The sequence below is a fragment of the Amycolatopsis sp. lyj-84 genome (assembly GCF_046549075.1).
Taxonomy (GTDB): Bacteria; Actinomycetota; Actinomycetes; order Mycobacteriales; family Pseudonocardiaceae; genus Amycolatopsis.
On sequence record NZ_JAJPWO010000005.1, the window covers coordinates 275,038 to 296,171 of the forward strand.

General features: G+C 68.5%; 22 protein-coding genes and 1 pseudogene. 13 read left to right on the plus strand and 10 right to left on the minus strand.

The genetic code is table 11. The annotated features are described in order from the left end of the window. Nucleotides 1-12: 12 nt before the first annotated feature. The gene (locus ACLJRM_RS18210) at nt 13-270 is read right to left on the minus strand and encodes a hypothetical protein (RefSeq protein ID WP_101607958.1); all 258 of its coding nucleotides are present in this window, start codon (nt 268-270) and stop codon (nt 13-15) included. A gap of 316 nt (nt 271-586) precedes the next feature. Between ACLJRM_RS18210 and ACLJRM_RS18215 the strand changes: the two genes are divergently transcribed. After that, nucleotides 587-1,120 carry a hypothetical protein gene (locus ACLJRM_RS18215; RefSeq protein ID WP_410663684.1) on the plus strand — a complete coding sequence of 178 codons (534 nt, stop codon included), beginning with the start codon at nt 587-589 and terminating at the stop codon, nt 1,118-1,120. Between the two features lie 76 nt (nt 1,121-1,196). Here ACLJRM_RS18215 and ACLJRM_RS18220 read toward each other — a convergent pair whose 3' ends face one another. The 3 genes from ACLJRM_RS18220 to ACLJRM_RS18230 form a co-directional block, all read right to left on the minus strand. Then, the gene (locus ACLJRM_RS18220; protein WP_410663685.1) at nt 1,197-2,672 is read right to left on the minus strand and encodes a hypothetical protein; all 1,476 of its coding nucleotides are present in this window, start codon (nt 2,670-2,672) and stop codon (nt 1,197-1,199) included. 133 nt (nt 2,673-2,805) lie between these two features. Beyond that, nucleotides 2,806-3,207 carry a hypothetical protein gene (locus tag ACLJRM_RS18225; RefSeq protein ID WP_410663686.1) on the minus strand — a complete coding sequence of 134 codons (402 nt, stop codon included), beginning with the start codon at nt 3,205-3,207 and terminating at the stop codon, nt 2,806-2,808. A gap of 543 nt (nt 3,208-3,750) precedes the next feature. After that, nucleotides 3,751-4,608 carry a helix-turn-helix transcriptional regulator gene (locus tag ACLJRM_RS18230; protein WP_410663687.1) on the minus strand — a complete coding sequence of 286 codons (858 nt, stop codon included), beginning with the start codon at nt 4,606-4,608 and terminating at the stop codon, nt 3,751-3,753. 101 nt (nt 4,609-4,709) lie between these two features. Here ACLJRM_RS18230 and ACLJRM_RS18235 point away from each other — a divergent pair. Then, nucleotides 4,710-4,931: pseudogene (locus ACLJRM_RS18235) on the plus strand (Atu4866 domain-containing protein); the annotation flags it as partial. A 45-nt stretch (nt 4,932-4,976) separates the two neighbouring features. Continuing rightward, the gene (locus ACLJRM_RS18240) at nt 4,977-5,720 is read left to right on the plus strand and encodes an SDR family NAD(P)-dependent oxidoreductase (protein ID WP_410663868.1); all 744 of its coding nucleotides are present in this window, start codon (nt 4,977-4,979) and stop codon (nt 5,718-5,720) included. On the opposite strand, the gene ACLJRM_RS18245 is transcribed toward ACLJRM_RS18240, so the two are convergent. Together ACLJRM_RS18245 and ACLJRM_RS18250 are read right to left on the minus strand one after the other, a co-directional pair. Continuing rightward, nucleotides 5,707-6,192 carry a DinB family protein gene (locus ACLJRM_RS18245; RefSeq protein WP_410663688.1) on the minus strand — a complete coding sequence of 162 codons (486 nt, stop codon included), beginning with the start codon at nt 6,190-6,192 and terminating at the stop codon, nt 5,707-5,709. The genes ACLJRM_RS18240 and ACLJRM_RS18245 overlap by 14 nt on opposite strands. A 28-nt stretch (nt 6,193-6,220) precedes the next feature. Continuing rightward, the gene (locus ACLJRM_RS18250; protein ID WP_410663689.1) at nt 6,221-7,231 is read right to left on the minus strand and encodes a DUF2891 domain-containing protein; all 1,011 of its coding nucleotides are present in this window, start codon (nt 7,229-7,231) and stop codon (nt 6,221-6,223) included. A gap of 81 nt (nt 7,232-7,312) precedes the next feature. Here ACLJRM_RS18250 and ACLJRM_RS18255 point away from each other — a divergent pair, with 81 nt between their 5' ends. The 4 genes from ACLJRM_RS18255 to ACLJRM_RS18270 all read left to right on the plus strand — a co-directional run bounded on the left by ACLJRM_RS18255 (nt 7,313) and on the right by ACLJRM_RS18270 (nt 10,677). After that, entirely contained in the window at nt 7,313-8,005 is a 693-nt protein-coding gene (locus ACLJRM_RS18255) for a class I SAM-dependent methyltransferase (RefSeq protein WP_410663690.1), read from the plus strand. Between the two features lie 75 nt (nt 8,006-8,080). After that, nucleotides 8,081-8,884: an ABC transporter permease gene (locus tag ACLJRM_RS18260; RefSeq protein ID WP_410663691.1), complete on the plus strand. Its 804-nt coding sequence runs from the start codon at nt 8,081-8,083 to the stop codon at nt 8,882-8,884. Nucleotides 8,885-8,899: 15 nt separating this feature from the next. Further along, a complete protein-coding gene (locus ACLJRM_RS18265; RefSeq protein WP_101607945.1) occupies nt 8,900-9,922 on the plus strand; it encodes a glycine betaine ABC transporter substrate-binding protein in 1,023 nt (340 codons plus the stop codon). Beyond that, nucleotides 9,919-10,677, plus strand: coding sequence for an ABC transporter ATP-binding protein (locus ACLJRM_RS18270; protein WP_101607944.1), 759 nt, complete (start codon nt 9,919-9,921; stop codon nt 10,675-10,677). Before ACLJRM_RS18265 ends, ACLJRM_RS18270 begins: the two co-directional genes overlap by 4 nt. Before the next feature lies 1 nt (nt 10,678). Here the strand turns inward: ACLJRM_RS18270 and ACLJRM_RS18275 are convergent, their stop codons facing one another. Continuing rightward, on the minus strand, nt 10,679-11,140 hold the full coding sequence (locus ACLJRM_RS18275; RefSeq protein WP_410663692.1) for a nuclear transport factor 2 family protein: 462 nt from the start codon (nt 11,138-11,140) through the stop codon (nt 10,679-10,681). 87 nt (nt 11,141-11,227) lie between these two features. On the opposite strand from ACLJRM_RS18275, the gene ACLJRM_RS18280 reads away from it, so the two are divergent. Beyond that, nucleotides 11,228-11,794, plus strand: a complete 567-nt coding sequence (locus tag ACLJRM_RS18280) for a TetR/AcrR family transcriptional regulator (RefSeq protein WP_101607942.1) — start codon at nt 11,228-11,230, stop codon at nt 11,792-11,794. Nucleotides 11,795-12,035: 241 nt separating this feature from the next. On the opposite strand, the gene ACLJRM_RS18285 is transcribed toward ACLJRM_RS18280, so the two are convergent. Then, complete coding sequence (locus ACLJRM_RS18285) at nt 12,036-12,671, minus strand: response regulator (RefSeq protein ID WP_410663693.1); 636 nt, start codon at nt 12,669-12,671, stop codon at nt 12,036-12,038. Continuing rightward, nucleotides 12,668-13,843 (minus strand): sensor histidine kinase, encoded by a 1,176-nt coding sequence (locus ACLJRM_RS18290; RefSeq protein ID WP_410663694.1) that lies wholly within the window; start codon nt 13,841-13,843, stop codon nt 12,668-12,670. The genes ACLJRM_RS18285 and ACLJRM_RS18290 overlap by 4 nt, the downstream gene beginning before the upstream one ends. 171 nt (nt 13,844-14,014) lie before the next feature. Here ACLJRM_RS18290 and ACLJRM_RS18295 point away from each other — a divergent pair, with 171 nt between their 5' ends. The 4 genes from ACLJRM_RS18295 (at nt 14,015) to ACLJRM_RS18310 (ending at nt 18,317) form a co-directional block, all read left to right on the plus strand. Continuing rightward, entirely contained in the window at nt 14,015-15,097 is a 1,083-nt protein-coding gene (locus ACLJRM_RS18295; RefSeq protein ID WP_410663695.1) for an ABC transporter permease, read from the plus strand. Further along, nucleotides 15,094-15,777, plus strand: a complete 684-nt coding sequence (locus ACLJRM_RS18300) for an ABC transporter ATP-binding protein (protein WP_410663696.1) — start codon at nt 15,094-15,096, stop codon at nt 15,775-15,777. Before ACLJRM_RS18295 ends, ACLJRM_RS18300 begins: the two co-directional genes overlap by 4 nt. 60 nt (nt 15,778-15,837) lie before the next feature. Next, a complete protein-coding gene (locus ACLJRM_RS18305) occupies nt 15,838-16,626 on the plus strand; it encodes an ANTAR domain-containing protein (protein ID WP_410663697.1) in 789 nt (262 codons plus the stop codon). A gap of 533 nt (nt 16,627-17,159) precedes the next feature. Further along, nucleotides 17,160-18,317 carry an HAF repeat-containing protein gene (locus ACLJRM_RS18310; RefSeq protein ID WP_410663698.1) on the plus strand — a complete coding sequence of 386 codons (1,158 nt, stop codon included), beginning with the start codon at nt 17,160-17,162 and terminating at the stop codon, nt 18,315-18,317. A gap of 57 nt (nt 18,318-18,374) precedes the next feature. Here the strand turns inward: ACLJRM_RS18310 and ACLJRM_RS18315 are convergent, their stop codons facing one another. Continuing rightward, entirely contained in the window at nt 18,375-18,791 is a 417-nt protein-coding gene (locus ACLJRM_RS18315) for a hypothetical protein (RefSeq protein WP_410663699.1), read from the minus strand. A 125-nt stretch (nt 18,792-18,916) separates the two neighbouring features. On the opposite strand from ACLJRM_RS18315, the gene ACLJRM_RS18320 reads away from it, so the two are divergent. Next, nucleotides 18,917-21,076, plus strand: a complete 2,160-nt coding sequence (locus ACLJRM_RS18320) for a DUF6461 domain-containing protein (protein ID WP_410663700.1) — start codon at nt 18,917-18,919, stop codon at nt 21,074-21,076. Nucleotides 21,077-21,134 lie beyond the last annotated feature (58 nt).

The following is a 21,134-nucleotide window of genomic DNA, read 5'->3' on the forward strand; positions in this document are numbered from 1 at the left end:
TTAGAACCGTCTTTACCACTCACGAGACGCAGGCGCGGGGATCTTGATCGTGATCCGCTGGTCCGACGCCAAGATCCGCTGAAGCCGGAACCGGCAGAGGGTATGGAACATCTCGCCCAGTTCCTCAGGGTCGATGCGGCCCTCGAGGTCGCGCCTGCTCGCGTTGAGCACGCGGCTGATCACGGCAGCGGGCACGCGGCCGCCGAACTCGCCCATCAGCCAGACACCGATTTCGCCGATCTCGTCCGTGATCGTGCGCTGCGCGGTCATCAGCCTTGCCCCTCTGCGTCGGAGTGCCGCCGGGTTTGTCCCGGCGACACTCCGACGTGCGATGGGAAACCCCATGACGGCGAATCCGCGAGATTGCTCTACTCGGCGCAATCGGCTGTTCCCCAGGGCCCCGAACGTCCACGTTCCGTGCCCGCTCGATGGCGTCTGCGTGAGCACCGGGCGGTTCGCCGTCGGTTGCACGGAACCGTGCAGCGGCCCGGGTGATCTCCGGGGAAACCCCGATGCGATCGGCATCCGCGTATGTCAACCTCGGTAATGACCATTGTGGACAGTCAGAGAGGAGGGCGCACGCGTAGTGGCCCCACCAAGGGATGAAGTAGTCGCGAAGTGGATCGAGGAACTGACGGCCTTCACCGAGCTTTACCGGGCGGCGGAGACCGAGGGGTCGGCGGAGGCGGTGTCACACGCGGGGTGGCACGCCGGGGCCAGGCTCGGGCCGGACACCGCGAGCGGGCGGTTGCTGGCCTACAACGAGTCGGGTGTCGAGGCGGAGTGCGTCTTCCGTGAGGGAGAGCGCACGCTGTTCAACATCATGAGCACCGGGTACGGGAACGACACCACCGAGCGAGGGTTCGCGGTGTGGAGCTCGCGGCCGGGCGTGCTCGGCGCGATCGATGCCGGCGTGACCCGGCTGGAGGTGGCCGACACGGACGGCATGGTCGTCCCGGCCGACATCGTGGCCCACACCTTCGCCGTCGATGTGGACCTGGGGCCGGCGCCCCAGAACATGGACGAGGTGTTCGCGCCGTGGGAGCCGCCGGAGTTGACGGTCCGGGTGTACGGCGAGGGCGACACGTTGCGGTACGAAGGTCCGCTGCTGATCAGTTGACCGACCGGGTGTGAATACGTGAAGGCCCCCTTCACTGCGCTAGACGCGGTGAAGGGGGCCTTCACGTACTTGGAGATCAGCCGTTCGAGGTAGTGATGACCGCGAACTTCGAGCCCTGGCTGGCGATCCGCTCGCTGAGATCGGTGGTGATCGTCTCGATCGGTGCGTAGTTGTTCAGTTCGCCCGCCTGGCAGGGGCCGGACCGGGACTGCTGGTTGCCGATCAGGATGCCCAGTGCCGCGTGATCGGCCTGGCTGAACAGCGGTCCGCCGCTGTCGCCCGGCCGGGCGCAGAGGTCGGTGTTGATGCCGACGTCCGTGGAGAGGACACGGCCGCAGCGGGTTCCGACGAGGTAGCCGGCGCCCGCGCCACTGTCGACGGAATCCGGGTAGTTCACCGCGCTGGACGCCGTCCCGCTGGCGCAGACGACCCACCCGGCCTTGATCTCGGCGAGCTTGCGGGTGCCGGTGATGTATTCGTCCACCGAGGTGGCCTGCGCACCGCACGGGGTGTCACCGTTGCTGTCCATGCCACCGTTGCGGCAGTACTTGAGCACCCGGTTACGACCGGTCTGGCCTTCGAGCCACTTCGTGGCCGCCGCGTTGTCGACGTACGGCAGAGCCGCGTAGTCGTACGGATACGAGCTCTTCTCGATGCCGTGCTGCTGCAGCACGGCATTGCCGTTGTGCTGGGTGGGCGTGTTGTTGGTCTTCGTCCTCATGCAGTGCCCCGCGGTGAGAACCCAGCCCTTGCCGGGGAAACCGCCGCCGGTGGACCGCAGGTTGAAGCCGCTGGTGCAGCCGCCCCAGGTGCCGTCGTCCCGCTTCATGTCCAACCGGATACCGCCACGCATGGGGCCGTAGTTGGTGCAGTAGAGCGGATGACAGAAACCCAGGTCCACGTTAGGCGTGGCCAGCGCGTTCGGGTTCGCCAGGACGCGGGAAACGACCACGCCGGATTCCGCCGCCGCGGCCTGGCGGGCGGTATTCACTTCGGCGGTCACGACGTCGCCGGCGGCACGCATGGCCACCTTCTCCTGAGCCACCCAGGAGCGTTCCCACAGCACGACGCGGTTCTCGGACTCACTCACCGACGGCAGGTAGACCGCTTCCGGTCCCGCGCCGACCTTGGCCGCGACGCGTTCCTTCGCCGCCGTGAGCTGCTGCAACGAGTGCTGGACCCGTTGTGTGCGGACATCGGCCCTGGCGGGCATCGCCTTGAGATACGGCTCGGCCCTGGCGGGTTCGGTCATGGCCACGACCAGCTGGCCCTTGCCCTGGTCGAGCCACATGCCCCCGTATTCGGCGCCGCGATCACGTCGCAGCAACTCGTCCAGTTTGACGCCGTCGGTCTGCAACTCCAGACGGCGCAACGCCTCCCGCTCGTTCACCTGGTAGGTCTCGACCAGGTAGCGCACCGACTCCCGCACCGTGGCGGGGTCGAGCGAGGTGTGGAACGACTGCACGGTGTCGGCCAACGCCGGGCTGCCCAGTGCTGTGGTCGCTGCCAGCACCGAAACGGCCAGGGCCCCCAGTCTTCTAGCTCTCCGCACGAGATCTCCTCACATGTCAGGGACTTCGCGATCATTTAACCGGAGGACGCCGGGCAGGCGGGGAGATTTTCCAACAATGCGGCGGAATCGCGGGCCCCGTGCCGACAATCCGGCCGACACGGGGCGAATCGGGCTACAAGCTCGGTTCCCGGCGCTGTTTACCTTGGCGGGCTTTGACAATCCAGGCGCCGAAGAGAGTCAGGAGACCGACACAGGTCCCTGCCGACGCACCGATCTCCGGTGTGCTGATCTTGACGAGACCGACGATGATTCCGCCGCCGATCGTCAGGAGGAGGCACATCCGCAGTGTCGGAGCCCAGCCGGCGAGGACCGCCATCGCCAGGCAAAGCCAGCTGTCGCGAGCCTGCACTTTGCGGTGGCGACCCGGGCTCCTCAGGAGAGGTCGCGCCGCGCGGATCATTTCCGCGGAGGTGGCGACCCGAGGCGGCGGCTTTTCGATGTGCTCTATGACAACTTTGACCCGTTGGGGCGGGTCGCTGTCTGGTGCCTTCGCGTTCTCAGGCTGTAGGGTCACGGCTGTCCTGTCCTTGTTCTAGCGAGCGGGCGATTGGGACATCCGCGTGGCCTCCTGTTACAGCAGGGGGCCACGCGTGCGTTACCGGGTCTTCACTCGGTGCAGCTGAAGACATCTTGTCGAAAGCAGTCTGTGACCGTTCAGTAGTACAGCGTGTGTCGCGCTGAACGGTATGCACGCGTCGCTCAGCGGTCCGAGTGACTCCTGAAGCTACTCAAAGTAGTCGGCGGCATCGAATGGACCAGAGCCGTCAACCGGACTCGGCAGCCCGGCGGCCTGTCTTCTCGGCGCCGTGCCTGGTCACCGCGACTTGCGCCGACGCAGTGATCTCCGCAGGTGGAGAACCATGCCGACGACGTTGCACACACCGGTTCCGCGGGAGTGAAAGATGCTGATCGCAACTGCCGGGTACGGTCAACTTCAGCCAAAACCGACGGGAATCGAGCATTCGCGCTCACGGTGAGTTCACCCGAACAGGTAGCTGGCTGCCTTTCGTCGCCTCACCTGGCTCACGAACAGCGAGTGACTGCTCTGATCGGGTGGTCACACTCCGGACAGGTCGTCGTCGGCCGTCCGCTCGCGGCGTTCCGTGGCGTGAAGGCTGCTCAGCAGCGCGAGAGCCCGGGCGCTGGGGGTGGCGGGTTCGGCGTGGTAGATGATCAATTGCTGGCCGGGAACACTGCGGACGTCGAAAGCCTGATAGGTGAGGGTCAGCGGGCCGACGTCGGGGTGCACGAGATGTTTGGGTTCGCGCGTTTTGCCGCGCACCTGATGGGTCTCCCACAATTCGCGGAAGAGCGCGCTGCCTTCGCCGAGTTCGGCCACCAGATCCCGCAGACCGGAGTCCTGCGCGTCGAAGCCCGCGGCCACCCGCAGATTTGCCACGGTGGCCTGCGCGGTCCAGTCCCACCGCGCGTAGAACCGTCGTGCCGCGGGGTCGAGAAAGGTCATCCTGGCGAGGTTGTCCACCGCGCGGAACGGTGAGAACAGCGCGTCGGCGAGGGTGTTGGTGGCCAGTACGTCCAGGACGCGGTCGAGCACGAAGGCGGGGGTGTTCGAGTAGCCGTCCATGAGCTGCCGCAGTTCGGGGCTGACGGTCCGACGCACCGGCGCGGGTGCGCCGTCCGGTGTCGCCCCGGCCAGCCGGTAGAGATGCTCGCGGGAGTCGGGGTCGAGATCCAAGGCGCGGCAGAGAGCGTCGAGCACTTGCGGCGACGGACGGGTTTCGCGGCCCTGCTCCAGGCGGGTGTAGTAGTCGGCGTTCACCCCGGCGAGCACGGCGACTTCTTCGCGGCGCAGTCCGGGCACCCGGCGCCTGCCGGAATAGCGCACGCCCGCGTCTTCGGGGGTCCGCCCCGCGCGGCGTGCGCGCAGGAACGTTCCCAGTTCGCCAGTGCCCATGGAGCCAGGGTAGGTCGCCGCTTGTCGTGGTGCCTGGGTGTGGCACACCCAGGCACCACGTGTCCTGCCATCGGCTTTCGCCGTCGTCGACGCTGATCGGTATGACTAGCGATACTGACGTGGTCGGCATGTGGGTCACCGCGGACGGGCACATCCGGCAAGAGCTCCGCGCCGACGGACGCTACGACGAAGCGCGCGGTGAGCGGCGCAGCGCCTACACCGGGCGCTACACGGTGACCGGCAACCATCTCGACTACGTGGACGACACCGGCTTCACCGCGACGGGCGACATCCGCGACGGCGTGCTCTATCACGAGCATCTCGTCCTTTATCGAGAGTCCGCCGGAAGAGAAGACCCGCCTGGACGGCTGGACGGCAAGGTCGCGTTGATCACCGGCGCGACCGGCGGTATCGGACAAGCCACCGCCGAACTGTTCGCCCGCGAAGGCGCGCGCCTGATCGTCACCGACCTCGTCAAGGACGCCACGGAAGAGCTTGCCGAACGCCTGATCGCGGAAGGCGCGGAGGTGCTGGCGGCCGGTTTGGACGTCTCGTCGCCCGAGAACTGGAGCGAGGTCGTCCAGCTGACCGGGCAGCGTTTCGGCAGGCTCGACATCCTGGTCAACCTCGCCGGCGTCGTGGACTGGCCCGGGATCGAGGACACCACGCAGGATTCCTGGGAACGGGTGATCGCGGTCAACCAGACCGGTACCTGGCTCGGGATGAAGACCGCCATGCCGCTGCTGCGCGCTTCCGGCAACGCCTCGATCATCAACACCTCCTCGGTGCTCGGGCTGGTGGGCAGCGGCGCCGCCGCCGCGTACCAGGCGTCCAAAGGAGCGGTGCGGCTGCTGAGCAAGACCGCCGCCGTCGAATACGCGACCCGTGGTGTCCGGATCAACTCGGTGCACCCCGGGGTCATCGCCACCCCGATGATCCAGGACCTCCTCGACGAGCAGGGCGACCGGCAACCGGACATCGCGCGCACTCCCATGCGCCGCGCGGGTTTCCCTGCCGAGGTCGCATCCGTGATGCTCTTCCTGGCCGGTGACGAATCCTCGTTCGTCACCGGGACCGAGCTCGTCGTCGACGGCGGTCTCACCGCCTACTGAACGCCTCGATCTGCTCGCGCAGGATGTCGCCGTGCCCGGCGTGCCGCGCGAAGTCCTCGATCAGGAGCAGGTAGATGAACCGCAAGCTGACGTCACCGGCGCGGGGATGCGTCTTGACGACGTCGAGGTCGAAATCGGCGGCGATCGCCCGGGAGCGCTCACTGGCGCGCTCGAACTCGGTGATCACCTCGTCCAGTGTCTCGTTGTCGGCGACGACGAAACTGGCGTCGCCCGGCGTCGTGCCGCCGTCACATTCGTCCTCGGGCAGGCCCGCGAGGACGTGCTGGAACCAGATTCGTTCGGCGACCGCGGCGTGTTTGAGCAAGCCGATCGGCGTGGTCATGGAGGTGACGAGACGGCTGCGGGCGTCGGCTTCGGACAGGCCGCGCACCACGCCGACGACCTCGGCCCGGTTGCGGTCGAGCATGTACTCGAGCAGACGACGTTCGGCGCCGGTGGTGGTTTTCGCCATCGACCAGGTCATTGTCGGCTCGATTCGCTCAGCTGAGCAGGAGAAGTGCGTAGTAGGCAAGGAAGTGCTCGACCATGTACGAGCCGCCGGTGGTCTGCGGGAGCGACGCCTGTGTGTGGTCGCGTGCGGCGTCCACCATGGCGGTGATCCTGGCGTCGCCGTCGGGCAGGGCCTGGGCGAGGCGGTCCCAGCACCAGGCGCGATGCAGGTTGAGGCCGTGCAGGTGGGCGATCTGCCCGTCGGAGGGATCGGACACGGTCGCCGGGGTGAAGAGCGTCGCGGGTGTCCGGTCGGCGAGGCCGGGAAGGAAACCGTGCAGCCACCCGGCGAACTCGGGCGCGGGGAGCAGACGGGAGAGGAGTTCGGCTTCGGCCAGGGCGGGGGACAGGAAGTCGGCTCCGGAGGGTTCCCAGGCGCAGGGATAGTCGCGGTCGGATCCGAACCACCGCCAGGCGGTCTCGGTGATCGCCTGGTGCAGCCGGGGGTCACCGTCGTCCGCGAGGTGGCGGGCGTAAGGCAGGGCGCGGGACAGTCCGAACGCGCCGTTTTCGTGTATGCCGTACCGGATGGGATAGGCGGCTCGCGGCAACCAGTCGAGGTAGCGGGTGACGAAGACCTCGCTCAACTCTTGCAGGGCAGTCGACCAGCGCACGGCGTCCGGGTCTTCCCAGGTGGCGATCTCGAAAGTGAGTTCCAGCAGCGCGGACCAGCCGTACGGGCGCTGGGTGGTGCGGTGTTCCTCGGGGGAGAAGAACGCGACCTCGCCGTCGAGTGCCTGGGTGGTCAGATGCTCGTCGAGCGTGGCGCGGATCTCCGCGGCCGGTACGAGCTCGGGGTGATGACGCAGCAGGCGAACCAGCACCCAGAACATCTCCACACAGGAATGCCAGTCGAAACTGCCGTAGAAACACGGGTGCGACAGTCGCGGGGCAGGGATGGTCACGCCTTCGAAGTGCCAGTGACTTTCGTGGTGCGGATACTCGCGTACGACGTTCGTCAACGCCGTCCTGGCCAGATCGCCGGCATTCGCCCTCAGCAAGCGGTCTCTTTCGGTGTCCCACCCGATCATCCGCAGCCCCCTGGATTCGCCTTGGCTCCCGAACAACCCTAGCGATCTATGATGAGCGGCGTGGACGAACGGCCGATCACCACTGCGCAGCGCAACTACCGGCGAGTCGCCGAAGAGCTCGAAAGCATGGAGAACCAGGACCGCTTCACCTACATCTTCCGATCCAGGCTGTGGAGTTCCGGCTCGGTCTCCGGACCTGGTTCCGAGGAGGTTCAGACCAGGCAGCTGCACGACCGGTTACCGGGTCTGCTCGACCGTTTCGGAGTGCGCACGATGCTCGATCTGCCGTGCGGGGACTTCGGCTGGCTCAGTGAGGTGGATCTCGATCTCGAGCGCTACATCGGTGCCGACATCGTCGCGGAACTGGTCGAGCTGAACGCCGCGCGGTTCCGGGACGACCCGGTGCGGGAGTTCCGGGTGCTCGACCTGACCGGCGATCCGCTGCCCTCGGCGGATCTGGTGCTGTGCCGGGATTGTCTGGTCCACCTGAGTTTCGCCGACATCGAGCGCGCACTGCGCAACCTTCGGCGGAGCGGCTCCCGGTACCTCCTCACCACTACTTTCACCGAACTGGGCGCCAACACCGACATCGCGACCGGCGACTGGCGGCCGTTGAACCTGTGCCGGGAACCGTTCGGATTCCCCGAGCCGCTGGCGGTACTGGTCGAGGGATGTACCGAAGAGAACGGCGCCTACGCCGACAAGTCCCTGGGGTTGTGGGAGATCGCCGCGATCGTGGACTGAGCGCGCCGGACGGTCGCGCTCCCAGCATGCGGAACCCCTACTGCGTCCGCCGTGCCCTGCCTTAAGTTCCCCGGCATGTCCTCGTCGCGCCGGGCCGCCGCGCTCACCAGGCCCGCTCTGGCGCTCGCCGCCATCGTCGTCCTGGTGGTGCTCTGGCAGCTGGTCACCCTCGCCAAGCTGTGGCCGGAACAGATCGTCCCCGCCCCGGCACGGGTCTGGGATCAGCTTCTGTCCACTTCGGACTCCGCGAACGGTCAGGGCGGCTATGCCGGTTCCACGCTGTGGGAGCGGCTCGGCGTCAGCCTGCGGCGCGTCGGCTACGGGGCGGGGTACGGGATCCTGATCGGCATCGGGCTCGGGCTGGTGATGGGGCTGGTACCGGTCGTCCGCGTGACGCTCGAGCCACTGGTCACCTTCCTGCGCGCCCTTCCGCCGCTGGCGTACCTGAGCCTGCTGGTCATCTGGCTCGGCATCGACGAGGAACCGAAGGTCTACCTGCTGATGATCGCGGCGTTCCCGCCGGTGGCGGTGGCGACCGCCGCGGCCGTCCTCGGGGTCAACAGGCAGTACGTCGAAGCGGCGCAAGCACTGGGCGCCCGGCGGGCACACGTGCTCGCTTCGGTGATCCTGCCCGCGTCCGCCCCCGAGATCCTGACCGGGATCCGGCTCGCCGTCGGTGTCGCCTACAGCTCGGTCGTCGCCGCGGAAACGGTCAACGGCGCCGACGGTATCGGCGGGATGGTGCTCAACGCCCAGCGCTACAACCAGACGGCGGTCGTCATCCTCGGCCTGTTCGTCATCGGGATCACCGGTCTGCTCATCGACTCGGTGATCGTCGCCCTCGCCCGCCTGCTGTCCCCGTGGCGGGGACGGGTCTGAAACCAGGAGAAACCCTTGCCTCAGTTCACCCGGCGATCCGCGCTGTCCTTGTTCGGCGGGCTCGCCGCCGGCCCGCTGCTCGCGTCCTGCGGAGTCGGCGGGTCCTCGCCGAGCGCCGACGGGAAGACCGTCCGCATCGCCTACCAGAAGTTCGCCGACAGCACCCTGCTGGTGAAAGACCAGGGAACACTGGAAAAAGCCTTGCCGGGCTACCGGATCCAGTGGACCGCCTTCGATTCCGGCGCCAGTATCAACACCGCGTTCCTGGGCCGCTCGCTCGATCTCGCGGTGATCGGAAGCAGTCCCACCGCGCAGGCGTTGTGCCCGCCGCTGGCCATCCCGTACCGGATCATCGAGCTGCTGAACGTGATCGGCGACAGCGAGGCTTTGGTGGCACGCAAGGAAATCACCAAGGTCGCCGACCTCGTGGGCCGCAAGGTCGCCGCTCCGTTCAGCTCGACCGCGCACTACAGCCTGCTCGCCGCCTTGCAGCAGGCCGGGGTCGACCCCGCGAAGGTCACCATCGTCGATCTGGAGCCACAGAACATCCTCGCGGCCTGGCAGCGCGGTGACATCGACGCGGCCTACGTGTGGACGCCGACGCTGTCCAGCATCCAGAAGGACGGCACGACGCTCATCGACAGCGCCCAGCTGGCCAAGGCGGGCAAGCCGACGTTGACCTTCACCGTCGCCAGTAACGAGTTCATCGACGCGAATCCGCAGGTGATCACCGAGTGGCTGAAGGCGACCGACGCGGCGCTCGGACAGATCGCCAAGGATCCGGGCACGGTCGCCGACGCGGTCGCCCGTCAGATCGGCAGCACCCGTGAAGACGCGCTCGCGCAACTGAAACAGAACATCTATCTCGACCACGCCCAGCAGCGCGCGCCCGAGTACTTCGGCTCGGCGTCGGCGCCGGGCGCGCTCGCCGATCGGCTGCGCGACACCGCCGAATTCTTGCGAGGACAGAAGAAGGTCGACGCCGTCCCGGCGCTCGAGACCTTCCGATCCGCTCTCCGTGTCCCGGAGACGGCATGAGCCCGCTCCTGGACATCGACGATGTCGAGCACCGCTACCGCGATGTCGTCGCACTGGGCCCGGTGGGCCTCCAGGTCGACGCGGGGGAGTTCGTGGTCATCGTCGGTCCGTCCGGATCGGGAAAGAGCACGCTGTTGCGGCTCGTCGCCGGGTTCGAGCGGCCGACGACGGGGTCGGTGACGCTCGCCGGACGGCTGCCCCGGCCGGGGCGCGACGTCGGCCTGGTCTTCCAGCAGCCGCGGTTGTTCCCTTGGCACACGGTGAACGGCAACATCACCGCGGCGCTGAGGTGGGCGGGTGTCCCGCGTGCCGAGCGCCCCGCCGCCGCAGCGTCGTTGCTGGCGAAGGTGGGGCTCGGGGAACTCGGCAAGCGGCGGGTGTGGGAGATCTCCGGCGGGCAGCAGCAGCGAGTGGCGATCGCCCGCGCGCTGGCCGCCCGGCCGCGGCTGCTTCTGCTGGACGAACCGTTCGCCGCGCTCGACGCCCTCACGAGGGAGCGGTTGCAGGAGGACGTGCGAGGGCTGACCGACACGGAGGGGCAGGCCGCGGTGTTCGTGACGCACAGCGTCGACGAGGCCGTCTTCCTCGCCACCCGGATCATCGTGCTCAGTGACAGGCCGGGTCGGATCCTCCTGGACCTGCCCGTCGATCTGCCGCGAACCGGTGTCCCGGCGGCCGAACTGCGGGGCTGGGCGGAGTACGCGGCTCTTCGCGGCGAGGTCGCCACCGCGGTCCGGGCGATCCAGCCGAGCTGAACTACCGGAGCGGGAACTCGGCCCCGTACTCGTCCACGGGACGGGGACCGTGGATGCGCCGATCGCCGCGGGAAATGGCGACGTCGTTGATGCTCGCCTCGCGACGGCTCATGAGACCGTGCTCATCGAACTCCCAGAGTTCGTTGCCGTAGCTGCGCCACCCTTGTCCGGCCTGGTCGTGCCATTCGTACTGGAAGCGGACGGCGATCCGGTTGTCGTGGAACGCCCAGAGGTTCTTGCGAAGCGCGTAGTCCAGTTCGCGCTCCCACTTCCGGGTCAGGAAGGTGACGATCTCCTCGCGGCCCTGGACGAAGGTGTCCCGGTTGCGCCACACCGAATCCGGCGTGTACGCCGATGCCACCCGGCGGGGATCGCGGGTGTTCCAGGCGTCCTCGGCGGCTTGGACCTTCCGCAGGGCCGTTTCCTGGGTGAACGGCGGGAAGGGTGGGCGATCTTCGGGCATGGTCGGCCTCCTCGGGTTGAGAACGTGCGTTCTCCACGTCTGGCGCCTAGAGTAGGGAACGACCGTTCTCAACGTCAAGGAGTTCCGATGCCGGCCGCCGTCACCGACGAGCAGAACCGTTTGGACCGCGAAGCCCTGCTCGACGCCGCCGAGAAGCTCTTCTACGAGAACGGCATCCAGGCGGTCGGCATGGACCAGGTCCGCGCGGCGTCCGGCCTTTCGTTGAAGCGGATCTACCGGTTCTTCGAAGCCAAGGAGGACCTGGTGGTGGCGATGCTCAAACGGCGTGATCAGCGGTGGAGGGGCAGCCTGGCCGCCCATGTCGAGGAAGTCGAGGATCCCCGGGAGCGGGTGCTCTCGATCTTCGACTGGCTCGCCGAATGGTTCGCCGAACCCGGCTTCCGCGGCTGCGCCTGGATCAACGCCCACGGCGAAGTCGGCCCCTCGTCGACGGCGGTGCTGGCCGAGGTGCGGGCGCACAAGCGGGCGTTCCGCGAACAGGTCGAGACCTGGGTGCGTGCCACGGGATTCGCTGTGGCCGAGCCGGTGTTCCTGCTCGCTGAAGGGGCCATCGTGACGGCCGGAATCAGCGGGGACCCGGCTCCGGCCCGTCAGGCGCGGGAGGCCGTCGCGACGCTGCTCGGCGTCCAGTGACCTCGTGAGTGGGACGACGGTGAGGTGCGGTAGCCGGGGCGGCCGGGTTCACGGAGAGCTGAAGGGGACCATGCCCGCATCTCCTGCGGCGAAGGGAGCTTTCCCCGCGTGACATGCGACCAAAGGCCCCTTCGGCTCACGCCCACATCGGCATCCAGAACGAGCCCACCAGATGACATCAGGATCCAGTGGGTAGGCAAACGCAGGTCCACCAGAACCGTCCTAACCACTCACGAGGTGATCAGCGGCGGATGAGGCCGAGATCGGTCGCGGTGGCGACGGCGGCGGTCCGCGAGTCGACGCCGAGTTTGGTGTAACTGCGCGCCAGATGGGACTTCACGGTGCCTTCGGTCAGATGGAGCCGTTCGGCGATGGCCCGGTTGGACAGACCGTCGGCGACCAGACCCAGGACCTCGATCTCGCGCAGGGTCAAGGCGATGGTGGGCATCCGCATGCGGTTCATCAGCCTGTCGGCGACCGTCGGGGCCAGGGTGGTGCGTCCGGCCGCGGCGGTGCGCACGGCGGCGGCCAGGTCTTCGGGCGGGGCGTCCTTGAGGAGGTAGCCGGTGGCGCCCGCTTCGATCGCGGGCAGGGTGTCGGCGTCGGTGTCGTAGGTGGTGACGATCAGGACGCGGGGTGCGCCGGGCCGGGCGGTGATCGCGGCGGTGGCTTCGGCGCCGGTCATTCCGGCGCCGAAGCGCAGGTCCATCAGCACGACGTCCACGTCGCCCTCGGCGGCGCGGGCGACCGCGGCCTCCGCGGTCGCGGCTTCGGCGACCACGACGAGACCGGGCTCGGTTTCGAGTACAGCACGGAGTCCCGCCCGGACGATGGGGTGGTCGTCGGCCAGGAGGAGGCGGATCGGGGCGTCGGTCACGAGCGGTCCTCCGGTTCGGCGGGCAACCGCACGGACAAGGTCGTGCCATGGCCGGGGGAGGACTCGACGGCGAAGGTTCCGCCCAGTGTCTCGATTCGGGTCCGCATCGCGGTCAAACCGAAGCCACTGTCGACGTCGTCGAAGCCGATGCCGTCATCGACGACGTCGAGGGCGACCTGCTCGCCCAGGTAGCTCAGGGTGACGTCGGCTGTGGCCGCGTCGGCGTGCCGGACGGTGTTCGCGAGGGCGGCCTGGCCGATGCGCAGCAACGCGACCTCGTGCGTGGTCGGCAGCGGAACGGGTGCGCCGGTGAGGTGGAAGCGCGTGGTGATCCCGTGCCGGGCGCCGGTGGTGGTGCACAACCGGTCCAGCGCGTCGGCCAGCGTGGTGTCGTCGAGCGCGGGAGGGCTCAGCGCGACGACGAAGCGGCGAGCCTCGGCGAGGTTGTCCGCGGCCGCCTGGCGCGCTTGTTCGACGTAGCGGGCCGCGTTCCCGGCGGTGTCGGGCAGCGTCCTTTCGGCCGCACGCAACAAGAGTTGAATACTCGAGAGCCCTTGGGCGAGGGTGTCGTGGATCTCGTGGGCCAGCCGCTCCCGCTCGGCGAGCACTCCGGCCGCGTGCTGGGCCTCGGCGAGGTCGGCGCGGGTGGCGGTGAGCTCCTCGATCAGGCTCCGGCGGCTCTCGCTCTCGCGGTAAAGCGCCTGATATCCCCAAACGACAGCGACCGCGACGGCCGCGCCGAGTGCCGGGCCGATCGCCGCAGCCGGGGTGAAGGCGCCCTGATGGGCGGCGAACGCGGTGATCGCGGCCACCGCGGTCACGATCACCGCGAGCAGGCCTTGGCGACGCGGCAGCAGGTGCAATTGCAGGAAGTACAGCGGGAAGGCGACCCACACGCCGTCGGCGGTCAGCACCAGCAGGGCCAGCCACACGGCGCCCACCGCGGTCAGCCACCACGTGGCGGCTCGTCGTGAGGTCCGGACGCGGGGCAGGAGCGGCCCGGCCGCGTACACCACGGCGCACAGCGCCGCCGTCACGACGACCGCTCCCGCCCGGGGAGAGTCGTCGGCCACCGCCCGCGCGGCCGCCAGTGCGAGCAGGGCGAGGAGCAGCAGGTGCAGACACCAGGTCAGCACCCGGCTGGTCGGGGTCAGGACGGGCGCGGCGTTCACAGTATGTCCAGGTTACGGAGCCGGGTCGGGAATCGCCTCTATCGAAAGGTGGAAGCGGCGCGCCGCCTTCCGGCTCGTGAAGTGCCAACTCCGGCGAGATGTCCATTCGGGACTCGACGGCGATCGTGGAGAGGTACCCAGCCCACCCGCCGGAAAGGACAGACCGGAGCCGTGTTCGTCGCCTGGAGAGACCTGAGATTCGCCAAAGGGCGGTTCGCCCTGATGGGCGCCGTCGTCGTGCTCATCACCCTGCTGGTCGGTCTGTTGTCGGGGCTCACCGCCGGGCTGGGGGAGCAGAACATCTCCGCCGTCACCGGCCTGCCCGCGGACAAGATCGTCTTCGCCGCTCCCGGTGACGGACAGAGCCTCTCCTTCGCCAACTCCGCGGTCAGCGAGACACAGCTGCGGCAGTGGACCGCGACACCGGGCGTCACCGGAGCCGAGCCGCTGGGCATCGCCACCACCAAGGCCACCGCGGGAAACCGCAGCGCCGGGATCTCCGTGTTCGGAGTCCGTCCCGGCTCCGCGCTCGCCCCGGACAGCGGAATGCTCACCGGCGACTCGGTGACACTTTCGTCCTCCGCCGCCGAAGAGCTGGACGTCCGGAGCGGGGACACCATTTCCGTGGCCGGGCGCCCGCTGACGGTCGCCGCCGTGTCGGGTGACGCCTGGTTCAGCCACACCCCGGTGGTGTGGGCAGGCCTCGACGTCTGGGCGAGGACGGCGCCGCCCATCGGCGGTGAGCCGAGCGCGACCGTGCTCGCGCTGACCGCTGCCGGCGACGTCGATTTCGCGGCCGTCGACCGTGCCCTGGGAACGAAGACGGTGTCGAAGGACGAATCGTTGTCCGCCATCGGTTCCTACACCTCGGAAAATGGTTCCCTGCAACTGATGCGCGGCTTCCTGTTCGCCATCTCCGCACTCGTGATCGGCGCCTTCTTCACCGTCTGGACCATTCAGCGCAGCGGGGACATCGCCGTTCTCAAGGCGTTGGGGGCCAGCACGGCCTTCCTACTGAAGGACGCGCTCGGCCAGGCCGTCGTGCTTCTCGTCGGCGGCACCGCTGCCGGAACCGGACTGGCCGCCTTGCTCGGCGCCGTCGTCGCGGGCTCCGCCGTGCCGTTCCTGCTGACTCCGGCCACCGTGTTCGTTCCCGCCGCCGTGATGATCCTGCTCGGTGCGCTGGGGGCCGCGCTGTCCGTCCGCCGCATCACCTCCGTCGACCCGCTGACCGCACTGGGGAGTGCCCGATGAGCCTGAACCTGACCGGTGTCACCCTCACCTATCCCGACGGCGACTCCCGCCTCACCGCCCTCGACGACGTCACGCTGGACGTTCCGCCGGGTTCGCTCACCGCCGTCGCCGGGCCCTCCGGTTCCGGCAAGTCCAGCCTGCTCGCCGTCGCCGCCACCCTCATCAGCCCGGACGACGGGACCGTCACCGTCGACGGCGTCGTGACCACCGGCCTGAACCGCGGCGAACTCACCGAACTGCGCCGCCGGAAGATCGGGATCGTCTTCCAGCAGCCCAATCTGCTCCCGTCCCTCACCGCCGCCGAGCAGCTCCAGGTCATGGCACGGATCGACGGCCGCTCGCCGGCGAAAGCCCGTGGCGCGGCGATGGAACTGCTCGACACCGTCGGGCTCGCGCCCCTGGCGGGTCGTCGACCGCATCAGCTCTCCGGCGGCCAACGGCAGCGGGTGAACATCGCCCGCGCGCTGATGAACGAACCCACCGTGCTGCTGATCGACGAACCGACGAGCGCCCTGGACCACGAGCGCGGCGCCGCGGTCATCGAGCTGATCACCCGGCTCACCCACGAACGCGGCACCGCCACGGTTCTGGTCACCCACGACCGCGTCCACCTCGCCGCCGTGGACCGGATCACGGAAGTCCACGATGGCAGGCTGAGCACACCCGCACCGGTGGGCTAGGTACGGCCACAGTTCGACGCTGTTCTTGTCCGGCGGTACCGGAGAGCGGATAGTGAGGCCATGACGTGTCTCGATGCCGCCGGGACCAGGCTGCCGGTGGACACCGACGGCCTGCTGACGCGGTTGCGCGACAGGGCGACCTTGGAGCACGCCGCCAGTGTGCTGATGGCGAGGTACGGCCTCTCCGACGCCACGACCGCGATGCGTGCGCTGGGAACCGCCGCTCGCCGTCATCACATCGCCCCGGACACCCTGGCGAGGGCGTTGCTCGTCGCGCCTCGCCCCTGGCGGAACGGGCGCTGGTTCTCGCCTCGTGTCTGGCGGAGCGCGCCCGAGCTCGACTTCCTTCCTGCCTCGCCCGCGATCCGGCCGTCGGGGCTCCTGCGGGCGACCCTGGACACTGTGACCGATCGTGCCCAGACCGCCCAAGGTGACATCCAAACGGTGACGACGGGCAATACCGGCCTGAAACTGCAACGAGCCGAGGGATTCTCCTCGGAGTTCTTCCAGCACTTCGCCCACGTCGAAGGGGACGCCACCGCGTGCGGCATCGCCTTGAGGGTGCGTGAACCGGTCACGGTCGCCGACGTCACCACGTGCGGCATTTTCGATCGCCCTGCGCTCGAAGCCCTCGTCGCCGAAGAGGTCCGGGCCGTGCACAGCATCCCGATCTGCGGTCCGGACGGGTGCGCCGGCGTCGTTTCCGTGCACTATCGCCGTTCGGGCCACGGCCCGTCGGAAGTCACCCGCGCCGAGCTGACCAGGATCGCCTCCCAGGCGGCGGCGTGGCTGCACTGGTATCGCCGGACGGCCACCCTCGACGCTCTCGAGGACCTCCACCGGCTCTGATCCCGGTGGATCCGGCCACGGGCCTCACTTCCGGCCATTTCGCCGTCGGCGAGGAGCGCTCGGCCCAGGCCGGGAAGAGAACGATGCCGCGAAATAGGATTCCCGGAATCCCATTCATGGGGTTGTCATTACTTTAATGCCGCGATCGCCGATTTCCGGCAAGCCTTGTCGCCCGCGCCGCTCCGGTCCTCAGAGGACGGAGCACGGCGTCCACCAGGGCATTTTTGTGATCGATTCGTTGTTGTTGCCGGAATGATATGAACACTCCGCCGACGACACGGCCTTGTCGAATTCGCCCGAGTGGCGGTTACTTCCGACTTGTGAGTGAGGGCATTGTGATCCGCGGACGACGAGGCGTCGCCTCGCGTCAGAACTGGGTGAGGGGTCATTCGGGGGATACGCGCGAATCGCTTTGTGCCGCGAATTCGATACACGGTCAGTGGGACACTCGCCGTCACCGCAGGGGGTGATCGGTGAAGCGTCGTGTTGCCCGATGTCCGTCACCTGCTACTGGATCAGGATGGGGAGTCATCATGATGGGGAATCGTGTGGCCGGTGGCCGAAGACCGTTTTGGTCGCTGACGGCGGCTCTTGTCGTGTTCATCTGCGCGATGGCCGGGACGGCGCAGGCCACCCAGGCGGGACCGGTCGACCTCGGTACGTTGCCCGGCGACGACGCCAGCACCGTTCTGGCGGTCAATGACGCGGGGGTGATGGTCGGACTGTCCTTCGCGGGACCCGCGCGGCGCAGTCTTCCGGTTCGCTGGAACGCCGATGGTCAGATCATGGCCCTGCCCACGCCAGGCGGCACCGAGGGGCAGGTTCGTGACATCAACAACCAGGGGGTTTCCGCGGGCTATGTGCTGACCCCGACCGCCGCCGTGCCGACCCGATGGGACGCCGACGGCGTGGCGACCACGCTGCAGGTCCCACCCGGCTATCGCAACGGCACCGCTGCGGCGATCAGTGACACCGGTGTCGTCGTCGGGAACTGGACGACGCCGGACAACCAGTACCACGCCGTCCGCTGGGATCCGAACGGCCAGGCCACCGATCTGGGCGCGCTGCCCGGCGAGACCTGGAGCATGGCCGACGGCATCTCCGCCGACGGCAGCATCATCGTGGGCAGCGGTTTCCGTACGGGCGCGAACCAGGCCGTGCGGTGGGTGAACGGCGGGCCGATCACCGAACTGGAGCCCCTGGGGTACAGCAGCGGAGCCAGCAAGATCAACAAGCCTGGCGTGGCCGCCGGTGTGCTGAGCGAGACCAAGACCGGGCCCCGGATCCCGGCGACCTGGGATCAAAGCGGCACGAGGCACAGCCTGGACTGGCCCAGCCCGCACTCGGTCTGGGTCTACCAGATCGGCTCTACCGGTTACGCGGTCGGTACCGGCTACGCCTACCCGCCCAAGCGGCAGGCCGTGCTCTGGGATCCCGCCGGCGATCTCACCATCCTGGCTGACGACGGCCTCGGCGCCGACGTCGAAGCAGTCGACTCGGTCGGAACCGCGGTGGGTACCTTCAAGAATCAGGCGACCGCCTGGTTCCGGAACGGTGAGCGCAGGCAACTGGGTCTGCTCCCCGGCGGTAACCGCAGCCAGGCCTACCGGATCACCGACAGCGGCCGCGTCGTCGGAACCGCCACCGTCGCCGGCGGAAAAGATCACGCGGTGTACTGGACCCTCGGCTAGCGTTTCGATGTAGGACATGTGTGCGCTGGTCGAGCTGCTGCTCGACCAGCGCACACTCTATTCGGCCAGGGAAATCCCGTGTTCTCGCCGGACATCCGGTCCGAAATCCTCGGGCCAGATCGTCGTGCCGTCGGCGCGCGCGCCGACCAGGATCGCCTCCGTGAGGTGCCGGGCGCGCATGTCGGCGCCGCGAAGATCGACACGGGACAGGTAGAGCCGGGGCGCGTCGCATGAATGCGGTCTTCGCGCGAGGATGATCATCGCGGCCTGGATGTCCGGAGAGTGGATCCGCAGCCATGGCCGGTTTTCGTCGACGACGGGCGTGGGATGCTGCGGGCCGTCGGGTGCTCCGGCCTGCCGCGGTGCCTGCCCGTCGCGGTTGACTCCGACCTGGCGCCAGGTCGCGGCGCCGCCGAACAGCAACCCCAGGCCGACCACCGTCGTGGCTGCGAGGAGCCAGAACGTCCGCGTCATGACCCCACGACCTTCCTTCACCCGGCCAGGTCGGACAGCGTCCCACACGCAGTCCCGGCCGATGTCCGGAAATCGTCGGTGGGACCCGCTACCGTGCCTCGCGTCGTCGAAGTGGGAGGACTGGGGTGGAGAAGCACACGGAGGTGTCGTCGAGGCTGGCGGAGGCGCTCGTGCCGGTGGTGGCGGATCTGATTCCGTTGCTGCGCGGCCGTATCCCGCGCGGCCCCGCGACTGCGCTCGGCAGGCTGGGCGTCCCCGAGGTGACGCCGGACGCGTTCGGGCTCGAGGCGGGCCGGCTGGTGGCCGGGTCCGGCGAATCGGAGGTGTTGAGCAGGCTCCGTTCGCTCGGTGATCCCGTTTCCGAGCGGCTGCTCGGCGCGCTCGAACTGACCTTGGACGAGCTGGTGGTGGTCGTTCCGGAGGAGGTCGAAGCGGCGGTACCGGGGCCGGACGCGACACCGCAGGCCTTCGGTTTCATGATGTCGAACGGGCCGAACGCGCAGACGGTCACCGCGGTGCGCCTGCTCGATCAGGTGCGACCGGGGATCTCCGCGCTGATCGTGGCGCTGGTCGCGGAGCTGGCCGAGCACGAGACCTTGGCGCCGTTGCTGGCGGTCGCACCGGAACTCACCGGCGAGGAGGAACTGGCGGCGGCACAGGGAGAAGCCCATCTCGCCTTGGCCGTCGCGGTCGCCGCGCCGGTCTTGCGGCGGACGGACGCTCCGCTGCTCGCCGGGACCCCCGCGGCTGTCGTCGGCGTCGCCCTCGCCGCCGTTTCGGCTCTGTTGAGCGAAAGTCCGATGCCGCCCGGGTACGCGGCCGCATTGCTGGAGAAACGCCGGGCCGAATACTTGCTGCCGGCGACGGCGTCTTGTTCGGCGGAGGTGCACGCACACCAGTTCGTCCTCGCCGAGCGCCCCGTCGTCGGAGAGGCCGATTTCAGCGGTAACGGCCTGGCCGTCGCGGTCCCTGGAGGGGTCGCCGTTCGGACCGGGCTCGGCGAAGGCCGGCTGTCCGTGACGATGCGGATTCTCGAGGGACCGCCGGACACGGTGGACGTCGACTGGTGGGACGAAGTCACCGAGATCTCCTGGCGGGCTGAGCAAGGTGACGCCACGCTGGGTGAAAGCACCCCGCATCGCACGAGAACACCGCCATGGCCCGGCGATTTCCGGGTGAGGGTGCACGCGATCGGCCGGGACGGTGAAGAGCGCGAGCGGTACGAACTCGTGCTGTGGCAGGCGCCGCCGGGCCCGGACATCGTGTACAAGCGTGGTGACAGGCTGGGTTACGTCCTCCGAGGTGAGCCCGCACCCGACATCGAGCCGCCGCCGGAGACCGCGTACCGGTGGATCGACGAGAGCGCGCTCGGTGACGCGGCGACGGTCACGATGGTCAGGGGAGCTTCTCCGGACGAAGTGCTCCTGGCCTTCGGCGCGGACCCGGCCGAACCGGAGTCCGCGGAAGAACTCTCGCAGGATTTCGATCTCGATCCCTGGGTGTCGGTGCTACCGGTCGAGGGTGGCGTGCTGGCCGTGGAGTTCAACGGGTTCCAGGGTTCCTGCGGGCCCGTGCTGGAGTCGTTGTCGCGGACCGGCCGGACGGCGAGCCTGTTCTGGAACATCAACGCGGTGACCAGGCTTTCCTTCGCGGACAACGGGAACGTCCTCGCTTCGCACGAACTCGGTTGCGCGGAGGAGATCACGGATCCCGACGTGAACGAAGCCCTGGCCGGTCTTGATTTCGAGAGCTATCGCGACAACCTGGAAAAAGGTGTTCTCGCGGTCGAGCGGTACAGCGGAAACCGGCTGCGGGAGGAGGACGTCGAGCGGATGGTCGAGGCGAACGCCGGTTATCGCATCCTTCCGCACCTGTCCGAGCTGTATCCGGAGGCACGCAATCCCGACGGCTCGCGAGCGTTCCCCGGTGATGGTCCCTTGGGCGCCGAAACCGATCGGCTGGCTTTCGTACCGGAGGAAACGTTGCGGGACCTGGCCTGGCAGGCGGCATCGGCCGTGGCCGAGTACGTCGGCGTCGCCGGAGACCCGGTCATCGCCGACGTACTCGCGGAGCGCCGCCTGAGCGCCGAGGCGGAACTCCTGGCCAGGCGATCGCAACTGCGGGCGCATCGTGACCATGCCTGGCTGTGGGAGGCGATCCACCACGCCACCAATCCGGATCCGCTGTCCGGCGCGATCCGCTCGCTGTCGGCGGCGCGGAACGCGTCCGGTCCGGCGGGGGAGGAACTGCTGGAGCACGCACGGCGGGTGGCCCGTGAGTGCTGAGGACGCTTCAGTCTGCCCAGCCTCGATTGACCTTTTCATACCCACGAACAGAAAGATG

Bases quoted from the DNA above. Each gene is read 5' to 3' on its own strand.
- ACLJRM_RS18210 (WP_101607958.1), bottom strand. From the start codon at position 270: ATGACCGCGCAGCGCACGATCACGGACGAGATCGGCGAAATCGGTGTC.
- ACLJRM_RS18230 (WP_410663687.1), bottom strand. From the start codon at position 4,608: ATGGGCACTGGCGAACTGGGAACGTTCCTGCGCGCACGCCGCGCGGGG.
- ACLJRM_RS18245 (WP_410663688.1), bottom strand. From the start codon at position 6,192: ATGGCGAAAACCACCACCGGCGCCGAACGTCGTCTGCTCGAGTACATG.
- ACLJRM_RS18255 (WP_410663690.1), top strand. From the start codon at position 7,313: ATGAGCGGCGTGGACGAACGGCCGATCACCACTGCGCAGCGCAACTAC.
- ACLJRM_RS18260 (WP_410663691.1), top strand. From the start codon at position 8,081: ATGTCCTCGTCGCGCCGGGCCGCCGCGCTCACCAGGCCCGCTCTGGCG.
- ACLJRM_RS18270 (WP_101607944.1), top strand. From the start codon at position 9,919: ATGAGCCCGCTCCTGGACATCGACGATGTCGAGCACCGCTACCGCGAT.
- ACLJRM_RS18275 (WP_410663692.1), bottom strand. From the start codon at position 11,140: ATGCCCGAAGATCGCCCACCCTTCCCGCCGTTCACCCAGGAAACGGCC.
- ACLJRM_RS18280 (WP_101607942.1), top strand. From the start codon at position 11,228: ATGCCGGCCGCCGTCACCGACGAGCAGAACCGTTTGGACCGCGAAGCC.
- ACLJRM_RS18300 (WP_410663696.1), top strand. From the start codon at position 15,094: ATGAGCCTGAACCTGACCGGTGTCACCCTCACCTATCCCGACGGCGAC.
- ACLJRM_RS18305 (WP_410663697.1), top strand. From the start codon at position 15,838: ATGACGTGTCTCGATGCCGCCGGGACCAGGCTGCCGGTGGACACCGAC.
- ACLJRM_RS18310 (WP_410663698.1), top strand. From the start codon at position 17,160: ATGATGGGGAATCGTGTGGCCGGTGGCCGAAGACCGTTTTGGTCGCTG.
- ACLJRM_RS18315 (WP_410663699.1), bottom strand. From the start codon at position 18,791: ATGACGCGGACGTTCTGGCTCCTCGCAGCCACGACGGTGGTCGGCCTG.